Raw genomic sequence first — 9,551 nt, forward strand, 5'->3', positions numbered from 1 at the left:
TCCCCGCCCACCTCCGGGCGCCAGCGCTCGCTCGCGGGCAGCGTGCCCGCGGGGCCGTCGAACTCGTCCTGCCAGACGAGCTCCCAGCCGGTGTCCGGAAGCACCGTGTCGGGCTTCGGCGTCTCCGGCTTGTTGACCACCCCGGCGGCGGGATCACACGACATCAGGCCCAGGCCAGACAGGGCCAGGGCGGCAAGAAGACGACGCGACGTCATGCGGACCTCCCGACGTTCTGCGTGGGAAACAGGGAGCGGTCCCGAAGAGCCGCCTGCAACACCAGGGTGGCCGCGCCCACGGCGATGGCCCGCTCTCCCAGCGCCGACGTGACGATGCGCGTCTCCGCCATGGACACGGACAGCGCGCGCTGGCGCACCGACGCGCGCAACGGGTCGAGCAGCATCTCGCCCACCGACGAAATCTCTCCGCCGAGCACCACGATGGCGGGGTTCAACAGGTTGAGCAGGCCGCCCACCGCGATGCCCAGGTACGCGCCCATGCCGTCGATGATCTGCTTCGCGGCGGCGTCACCCGCGCGGGCGCCGTCCACCAGGTCGCGCACCGTGGGGCCCTTGCGGCCCCGCGTTCCCATCAGCTCGCGGGCTCTCTCGGTGAGCGCCGTGGAGCCGATGAGGGTGACGAGGCAGCCGCGCAGACCGCACACGCAGAGCGGCCCGTTGGAGTCCACCGCGATGTGCCCGATTTCACCGGCCGTTCCGCCCGCGCCCCGGTACACGTCGCCGTGGATGATGTGGCCGGCACCGATACCGGTGGCCAGCTTGATGTACGTCAGGTCCTCGCCCCCGGAGCCCGCGCCCCAGAAGCACTCCGACAGCGCGCCGAGGTTCGCGTCGTTGTCCACGAACACCGGCATGTCGAAGGCCGTCTCGAACCACTCCTGCACGTCCACGTTCTTCCAGGCGGGCAGGATGAGGGGCGACATCTTTCCGGGCGACGCTGGGTGCACGGGGCTGGGCACCGCCACCCCCATGCCGACCACGGAGCGCCGGGGCACGCGTTCGGCGTCCAGGCACTCCTGCACCAGCTCCTTCGCCTTCTGCAGCGACCCTTCCGGATCGCCGCGGACCGCGTGGCTCGCCTTGCTCTGCGTGCGCACGCGGCCGCGGAGGTCCGTGAGGACGACCGTGACGTGGGAGGCGCCCAGTTCGACGCCCACCAGGCTGAAGGCCTCGTCACAGAAGCCGATGAGCGTGGGACGGCGGCCCCCGCGGGAGACCCCGGCGCCAATGCTGCGCACCAGGCCCGCATGCTCCAGGTCCGCGACGATGGCGGAGACGGTCGACGGACTGAGCTCCGTGCGCCGGGCGATCTCCGCCCGGGAGATCTGACGCTCGCGCCAGATCATGTTCAGCAACAGGCCGCTGTTCTGCGCGCGCATGCCCGCCGCATCGACCGTCAACACCGCCATTCCCGCTTTCATCGTCCGCTCACGTTCTGTGTCTGGTGTGCGCGCCGTTCAGGCGCGGTGGGGCGTCAGTGCCAGTGGATGTCGTCGAGGAAGAAGACGGTCGGCACATCCTTGCCGCCCGCCGACCAACCGAAGCCACCCCCCACCTTGCCGTAATTGATGATGCTGATGTCGATGGTGTACTTCGTCGGCAGCGCGTTCAGGGTGATGTCACCCGTCTCGATCTTGAACTTGTCCTTGGATGCGGCGCCGCTGCCCACGAAGAAGCCGACCACCTCTCCGCCCGCCTGGCCCCAGGCGTAGAAGGACACCGACTTCGCGCCCGGAGGAACCTCGGCGCCGTCCAGCTCGCCCCAGTTGCCCTCGGGGAAGTGCCAGTAGACGCCGCCCCAGCCCTGAGCCTTCTTGGTCAGGGTGAACTTGTGGCAGACCCCCAGGCCCGTCCCAGGACGCGTCGCGGCGCAGGTGGGCTCGTCCGTGATGCCGTCGTTGTCACCCATGTAGCCACTGGCACCCCAGGTACCGTCCACCGCCAGGGGGAACGCCGACTGCGGACCTGCGTCCACCGTGCCCGCGTCCGTCTCCGTGCCGGCGTCGGTGGTGGTGCCCGCATCCGTCGTCGTGCCGGCGTCGGTGTTGGAGCCCGCGTCGGTGTTGGAGCCCGCGTCCGTGTTCGTGCCCGCGTCGGTGTTGGAGCCCGCGTCCGTGTTCGTGCCCGCGTCCGTCTTGGTGCCGGCGTCGGCCTGGGGCGTCGGCTTGTCCGTGTCCTCGGGATCACAGGCGCCAATGAGTCCCGCGACCGCGAAAACTCCGGCGGCCGCCCACGTCCACGCGAAACGCTTGTTGCGATTCATGCGATCCCCTCCTGGTTGTCTTGCTGGGATGACTTCGTTCTTACGGCGAAGAAATCAGTCGATGTTGGAAGTCGCCGTTCGCGTGCTGCGCTGCGTTACATCCGCCGCTGCGCGTCAGAGGGGGACACCCTCCCCTGCCACCCTGGGCTCCTGCTGCATGGAGCCATCCCGCGTCCCCGCTCATCGCGAACACATGCGAGTTCGTTCGATGGTCGAAGAAATACCAGCCCCCTTCACTGATTTGCAAGCGCGCGACGAAGCCATACACCCGGTAAACCGGGCTGGCGCGTCTGCCGCGCTGCGGCGTGTGAAGGGTTTTCAGCCGGCGGTGGGAATGTCCGCTGAGGCGGTCACGCGAGGGTGGAGCACGCGGTGCGCGCCCGCTTGCCTCGCGGTGGCTTGGACAGACGTCGCGCCTTCGAGGTGGCGCGAAACTAGTGCAGCGGAGGCCCGCCGATGATCTGGCGGACGATGGCGAGCAGCTGCTCGATGTCGAAGGGCTTGGGCAGGAAGCCCGCGCACGGCAGGTGCAGCCAGAACTCCGGCGGGCTGGCGCTCATCATCACCACCGGGACGTCGCGCAGGACCGGGTCGCGCTGCATGGCCTCCAGCACGCCGGGGCCGTTGAGCAGCGGCATCATGTAGTCCAGCAGCACCATCGACGGACGCTCGCGCGCCATCCGCTCCAGGGCCTCGCGGCCGTTGAGGGCCGTGGCGGTGCGGTAGCCCTCGTCCGACAACAGGTCGCGGACGGCCTCCACGATGCCAAACTCGTCGTCGACGATGAGGACGGGCCCCATGGTCAGGTCCCTCGGCGCTTGCGGACGTTCCGGGGTGGCTTCGGGAGGGCTGCCTTGGCCGCCGCACGCTTGCGGACGTTGCGGCTCGGCTTGGACAGGGGGGTGGTCTCCTGCGCGCGCGTGCGGGCAAGGCCCGTCACCAACATCTGACCTTCCGCGAAGGGATTGCCCACCCGGAGTCCCTTGCCGGTGATGTGCAGCTCCCGCAGCGAGGGGTCATAGTCGCTGTTGCGCACCTTCAGCACCGCGACGAAGCGGCGCAGCGCGGAGTGCAGCTCCGTCAGGCGCAGGAACAGGATGTTCTCCGCCACCATGGAGATGCCCTTGAGCGGGAACTTCACCTCCGGACCGAACGCGGTGGTGGACTCGGCGGTGTAGACCAGCGTCACCTCGCGCACCCGGCACTCGTTGACGAGCGCCGCCAGGAAGCGTGACACCCGGGCCTTGCGCGGCGAGGCGCGGCGCAGCGCCTCATAGCCATCCAGGAAGATGCGGCGCACCCGCCCGCTCCGGATGGAGGTCAGCAGCTCGGTGCCCAGCTTGTCGAGGATGTTCTCCGTGGGCGGCCGGAAGCTCACCTCCAGGTCGCCCCGCTCCATCAACGGCTGCAGGTGCAGACCCACCCCCGCCGCCTGGGCGAGCATCCGCTCCGGTGCGTCATAGAAGGCGAAGTAGTGGCCAGGCTCCCCCCGCCGGGCGCCTTCCGCCAGGAAGCTCATGCCCAGCAGCGTCTTGCCGCTGCCCGGGGGGCCCAGGAGGATGGTGGTGGAGCCCGCGGGCACACCTCCCTGGAGCATCGTGTCCAGGCCGGGCACGCCGAAAGCAGCGCGCTCACGCGTCCCCGCGCCGGGCACCAGGTGACCGTCCACCATCGACTCCAGGCGGGGGTAGATGGTGAGGCCGTCACCGGTGATTTCGAAGCTGTGCGCCCCCATCTTGTAGGCGCTGCCCCGGAACTTGCGCACGCTCAACTCGCGCAGGGTGCGCACCCCGAAGATGCGCTGCTGGAGCAGCAGCAGGCCGTCCACCATGGTGTGTTCGGCGCGCAGGCCCTTGTCGCCCCCGGTGGTGAGCACCAGGGTGGTGCAGCCGATGAGGCTTGTCACGACCTGGAGGCCGTGGATGAACTTCTTGAGTGCCTGGCGCGACGGGGCCAGCTCCTCCGCGGCCAGCAGGCCGTCCAGCACGAGCAGCGAGGCCTTGTGCGCCTTGACCTCCTTGCGCACCAGGGCCGCGAGTGCGTCCAGCCCCCCCTGCTCCAGGATGGTGAAGGCGCTCAGGTAGCTGATGTTTCCGGGCACGCAGGCCGGATCGAAGAACGACAGCGTCTGGAGGTTGTTCACCAGGTCCGTGTGCGACTCGGCCAGGAGCGTCAGGTACAGCACGCGGCGACCCTCGGTCGCCTGATGGAAGCAGATCTGGTTGGCGAGGATGGTCTTCCCCGCGCCCGGAAGCCCCAGGACCATGTACATGCGGCCCTTGCGCAGGCCCCCGCAGAGCACCGTGTCCAGACCGGGGATGCCCGTGGCCAGCCGCTGTTCTTCCCGAGGACCCTCCGGACCCATCACGCTTCCTTCCTGGGCGCGGCGCGCCGGTCAGGGCCGTGGATGACGGTCCTCCGGACTCCATAGTCCAGCCCTGGCTGAAACGAACAACAATCTGGGAAGCGACCGATGCCCAACAACATGCCACCCGGCCCGCCGGTTGCTCACCGGGCGACGTGGGCGTCCGTCGCCGCGACGGGCGTCCCGCTTCCCGTCAGGGGCTTGAGCATCGCGCGCAGGGATTCAATCTGGGCGCGCGCCTGGTTCTTCAGCGTCTCCACGTCGTCCAGGGTCATCCCCTTCGTGGAGATGGGCGTGCCCACCGTCACCAGCCCGCGCGACGTGGCGAACCTCCACGAGTGCTTGGGCAGCGCGAGCCGCGTGCCGCTTACCGCCAGGGGCAGCACGTCCGCCTGCGCCTCGATGGCGAGCCGGAAGGCGCCGTCCTTGAAGGGCAGCAGGTCCTCCGTCTTGGAGCGCGTGCCCTCCGGGAAGATCATCACCGGCATCCCCTTGGCGAGCCACGCCTTGCAGCGCCCCATGGCGCCAGCGGCCGAGTCGCGATCGCCGCGCTCCACCGGGATGTCCCCCGCCATGCTCATCATCCAGCCCACCACGGGCACGCGGAAGAGGCTCTTCTTTCCCAGCCACTTCATCTCCCACGGCAGGTGGGAGATGAGGAACGGATCCGCGTTGGACTCGTGGTTGCTCACCACCACCGTGTTGGGCGCGATGCCGTTGGGAATCACGCCGTGCGTGCCGAAGCGCCAGAAGGGCGTGAGCTTCGCGGCGGTGAAGCCCACCAGCCGGAAGCAGCGCCCCGCCACCTGACGGCGCTTGTCGAACAGGGCGGTGAAGATGAACAGGGTGAGCTGGACGAAGAAGCCCACCAGGGCCACGAGGCCCACCTCGACCCAGGTCCAGATGGAGAGCAGTGCGTTCATGACGGGGGTCCCTTGGGCACGATTGGGGTTTCAGGAGAGGACGGCCGGATCCAGGTCCACGCTCACAGGACAGTGATCCGACCCGTGGACGTCCGGATGCACCGCGGCCTTCTGCACGTAGCCGAGCGCCGCGGGGCTCGCCAGCACGTAGTCGATGCGCCAGCCGATGTTCTTCTCGCGCACGCCGGCGCGCTGGCTCCACCAGGAGTAGTGACCGCCCGCGGGGTTGAAGTGGCGGAAGGTGTCCACCCAGCCCGAGCGGATCCACCGGTCGAACTCCTCGCGCTCCTCCGGGCGGAAGCCGCTGGTCTCGCGGTTCTCGCGCGGGCGCGCCAGGTCGATGTCGCGGTGCGCGGTGTTGAAGTCGCCCATCACGAGCACGCGCTCGCCGTCGCGCAGTGGCTTCTCCAGCCGCGCGAAGAGGCGTTGGTAGAAGTCCAGCTTGAAGGGGATGCGGCTCAGGTCCCGGTCCTTCCCGTTGCCATTGGGGAAGTAGCCGTTGACCACGGTGAGCTTGCCGAAGCGGGCGAACTGGAGGCGGCCTTCCGCGTCCACGGCGGGCGCTCCCAGGAGGGTGTCCAGGGCGTCCGGCTCATGGCGGCTGAAGAGGCCCACGCCGCTGTAGCCGGGACGTTCCGCGGCCACGAAGTGGGTCTTCCAACGGCGGGGGGAGCGCACCTCCGCGGGAAGCTGCTCCACGCGGGCGCGCACCTCCTGCAACCCCACGATGTCCGCCCGGGCCTTGGACAGCCACGGGAGGAACCCCTTGCGGTGGATGGAGCGCAGACCGTTGACGTTCCAGGAGACGACTCGCACGCCCCCGCTTATGGCGAAAGCGCGCGGGTATTTCCAGCCCCCACCGTCCCTGGAAGGACGATGGGGGCCGGTCCTACTCAGTGCGTCACGGCTGTTCGGTGCCGCTCGCCCTGTTCTGCGGGCCACGCGTGGTACGGCTGATGAAGTCCGCGTTGTTCACGTTCGTGTCGTAGCCATTGCCCTTCGTCGCGTCCGCGCCGCTCTCCATGGTGGCGGAGGAGGAGCCGGCGTTGGCCTTGCGCTCGAGGCTGCCGGCGGCGCCGGGCACGCTGCTGACGGGGCTCGCGCCTTCCGCGGAGTTCGCCGTGGCACCGAAGCCCAGCGTGTCCACCGCATTCGCGTCGGAGATGGCAGTGGAGAGGTTCGCGGGCCCCACTCGCACATGGCCCGCAGTGGCGCTCATGGAGATGGTCCCGGCCCAGTTCGCGTCAGGGGCGACGGAGCCCGCGTAGCTGCCATTGGCCACCAGGTAGTAGCCGTGGGCCGCGATGCGGGCGCTCGTCGGCAGAACGAAGTTGCCGGTGTAGGAGGTCCCCGTGGCGCTCTTGTACTGGATCCTCCAGCCACCGATGTTCACTTCCGCGTTCGTCGGGTTGTAGAGCTCGACGAACTCGTCGTTCGCGCCACCCGGGCCCGCACCAGCGAATTCGCTGATGATGATGTGGTTCGTCGTGGGCTCGGAGGTGACCTTCGCCTGCGCGGACACCGACTGGCTGTTGAGCGTGGCGACCACCGTGCCCGTCGCGCCGGAAGCGCCACCCGTGAGGGCGAACTTCGCGGAGATCTGGTTGGCCGGCACCGTCACCGACGCAGGCACCGTGCCCACGCCACCCGTCGTGGAGAGCGCGATGATCGTGTCCGTCGCGGGCGGCACGTCGAGCGTCACGGTCAGGTTGACCGTCTTGCCCGGGGCCACTTCCACCGTCTCCGGCGACAGGAACGCCAGCGAGGCGGCCTCGGTCTCACCGAGCACGCGCACCGTGGCGGCACGCGAGTCCGAGCCCAGCGTGGCCGTCAGCGTCGCCTTGGCGGAACCCGCCGCCGCGTTCGCCGTCACGATGACCGCCGCCGAACGAGCACCCGCCGGCACCACCACCTGGCCGTTGTTGGCCACGGTGACCGAGGGGCTGGACGAGGTGACCTGCACCAACACGGCCGTGTCGGCCGGGGCGCTCAGCGTCACTTCCAGGGACTCCGGAATCGTCTCACCCGTGGTGCCCGAGCGCGCGAAGGTCGCGGCCGGCTCCAGCGCGGTGAGCGTCACGGGGCTCGTGCCCGCGTCCGTCGTGCCGCCGTCCGTCTCCGTGCCAGCGTCCGGCGCGGGACCCGCGTCGGTGCCGCCGTCCGTCTCCGTGCCGGCGTCGACCGTGCCCGCGTCCGTCTCGGTGCCCGCGTCCGTCTCCGTGCCTGCATCCGGCCCGGGGCCCGCGTCGATGGCGCCGCCATCCGTCTCGGTGCCCGCGTCCGTCTCCGTGCCCGCGTCAACCGTGCCGGCGTCCGTCTCCGTGCCCGCGTCAACCGTGCCGGCGTCCGTCTCGGTGCCCGCATCCGTCGTCGTGCCCGCGTCCGTCTCGGTGCCCGCGTCCGTCGTCGTACCGGCGTCCGTCGTCGTGCCAGCGTCGACCGTGCCGGCGTCCGTCTCCGTGCCCGCGTCGACCGTGCCGGCGTCCGCCTCCGTGCCCGCGTCCGTCTCCGTGCCGGCATCCGTCGTCGTGCCCGCGTCCGTCTCCGTGCCCGCGTCCGTCTCGGTGCCCGCGTCCGTCACCGTGCCTGCGTCGGTCTCGGTGCCCGCATCGACCGTCGGGGTCGTGATCTGGCAGCTGTTGTTGCAGCGATCGCCTTCGGTGCGATTGCCGTCGTCACACGCTTCACCGCTCTCGACGATGCCGTTGCCGCAGACAGGGTCCTTCGGATCATCACCACCGCACGCGGACAACAACAACAGCACCGCTGACAAAGGGACCAGCAAGTGCCGGAAAGACAAGGACATGGAGACTCCGTGTTGAGTACAGAGCCTCCTAAAAACCACAAAATTACAGGAGGACGCAAATCCACCCGGGCACTTTCGGAGCCCGTTTTCTTGACGACGCAGGCCATCGGTTTCTCAAAACCCGACAACCCTGGAGGGGGGCCATCCTGAGGGTTGGATCAGCCCCGGATCACGGGGGGTTGCACGGAGGCCGGCGCTTCCAGCCCGTGGACCAGGAGGAAGCACCGGACGGCCTCGGAGATCTCCGTTCCGGCCTCCAGCAGGCCCGCGTGGCCGGCGTCGTCCACCTGGAGCCATTCGGCCTGAGGCAGCGCGCGGTGCAGCCGCTGGACCTCGCTCAGCGGCACGAGCACGTCATCGCGCGCGGCGATGATCAACACGGGCACGCTCACGGTGGACACGACGTCCCAGGCGTGGCCCTCGGTGAGGCCGCGCAGGGTGTGCCAGTAGGCCTGGGGGCTCATGCGGTAGAGCGCGTCCAGGAACTCGGCGATGTCCTCGCGCGGCGCCCGGGCGCGCAGCGCGCCCACGGCCCGGGCCAGCGGATCCGCGAAGCGGCTGGCGATGACGGCCTTCACCGCGGGCGCGACCACGGGCACCCAGGGCGTACCGGCCCGCAGCATCTGGCGCGTGGCGGACAGCGCCAGCCGCGAACCCCAACGGGGATCCGCCGCGCCCGGCACCCCGGGCGTCCCCGCGATGAGCGTCATGGACGGCACCAACTCCGGGCGGCGTCGGTACAGCTCCAGCAGGATGCGCACCCCCATGGAGAAGGCGATGTGGTGCGGCGGCCGGCCGTTGCCACGCGCAATCGTCTCCTCGGTGACGCGCTCCAGGTCGTCCACGTGCACCTTCACGCGGTAGTCGCCGTCGCGTGACTCGTCGCTGCCGCCGTGCCCCCGGTAGTCCCAGTGCACCACGCGGTGGTCCTGCTCCAGGTTGGTGACGATGTGGCGCCAGAAGTTCTCCGACGTCCCGATGCCATTGGTCAGCAGCACCGGCGGCCGGCCCGCGAGCACCCGGTCCCGCTCCGCGTCCGGCAGGCCCGCGTCGTGGTGGTGGACCGCCACCCGGGTGCCATCCGGGGCGGTGACGAAGTGGGTCGAGCGGCGGTAGGACATTCCCGCCCACCATGCGACCGGGCAGGCCCGCGTGCAAGGGTCGCCAGCCCCTCCCC

8 protein-coding genes and 1 pseudogene are annotated in these 9,551 nt (G+C 69.9%); all 9 read right to left on the reverse strand.

Translation table 11 applies throughout. The features are described 5' to 3' along the window. Positions 1–215 (reverse strand): annotated as a pseudogene (locus D7Y13_RS32535) (glycoside hydrolase family 16 protein); the annotation flags it as partial. Then, a complete protein-coding gene (locus D7Y13_RS32540; protein ID WP_233595485.1) occupies positions 212–1,426 on the reverse strand; it encodes an ROK family transcriptional regulator in 1,215 nt (404 codons plus the stop codon). The gene D7Y13_RS32540 and the pseudogene D7Y13_RS32535, both read right to left, overlap by 4 nt. A 65-nt stretch (positions 1,427–1,491) precedes the next feature. Beyond that, positions 1,492–2,280, reverse strand: coding sequence for a hypothetical protein (locus tag D7Y13_RS32545; RefSeq protein ID WP_120536817.1), 789 nt, complete (start codon positions 2,278–2,280; stop codon positions 1,492–1,494). Positions 2,281–2,714: 434 nt separating this feature from the next. After that, a complete protein-coding gene (locus D7Y13_RS32550) occupies positions 2,715–3,080 on the reverse strand; it encodes a response regulator (protein WP_120536816.1) in 366 nt (121 codons plus the stop codon). A 2-nt stretch (positions 3,081–3,082) separates the two neighbouring features. Then, positions 3,083–4,645: a DUF7125 family protein gene (locus D7Y13_RS32555; protein ID WP_120583268.1), complete on the reverse strand. Its 1,563-nt coding sequence runs from the start codon at positions 4,643–4,645 to the stop codon at positions 3,083–3,085. A gap of 143 nt (positions 4,646–4,788) precedes the next feature. Continuing rightward, positions 4,789–5,568, reverse strand: coding sequence for a lysophospholipid acyltransferase family protein (locus D7Y13_RS32560; protein WP_120536814.1), 780 nt, complete (start codon positions 5,566–5,568; stop codon positions 4,789–4,791). Between the two features lie 30 nt (positions 5,569–5,598). After that, positions 5,599–6,384, reverse strand: coding sequence for an exodeoxyribonuclease III (locus tag D7Y13_RS32565; protein WP_120583267.1), 786 nt, complete (start codon positions 6,382–6,384; stop codon positions 5,599–5,601). 85 nt (positions 6,385–6,469) lie between these two features. Further along, a complete protein-coding gene (locus D7Y13_RS32570; RefSeq protein ID WP_120630882.1) occupies positions 6,470–8,374 on the reverse strand; it encodes a lamin tail domain-containing protein in 1,905 nt (634 codons plus the stop codon). Between the two features lie 158 nt (positions 8,375–8,532). Continuing rightward, a complete protein-coding gene (locus D7Y13_RS32575; RefSeq protein ID WP_120583265.1) occupies positions 8,533–9,495 on the reverse strand; it encodes an alpha/beta fold hydrolase in 963 nt (320 codons plus the stop codon). Between the last annotated feature and the right edge of the window lie 56 nt (positions 9,496–9,551).

Source organism: Corallococcus praedator, assembly GCF_003612125.1.
Lineage (GTDB): Bacteria > Myxococcota > Myxococcia > Myxococcales > Myxococcaceae > Corallococcus > Corallococcus praedator.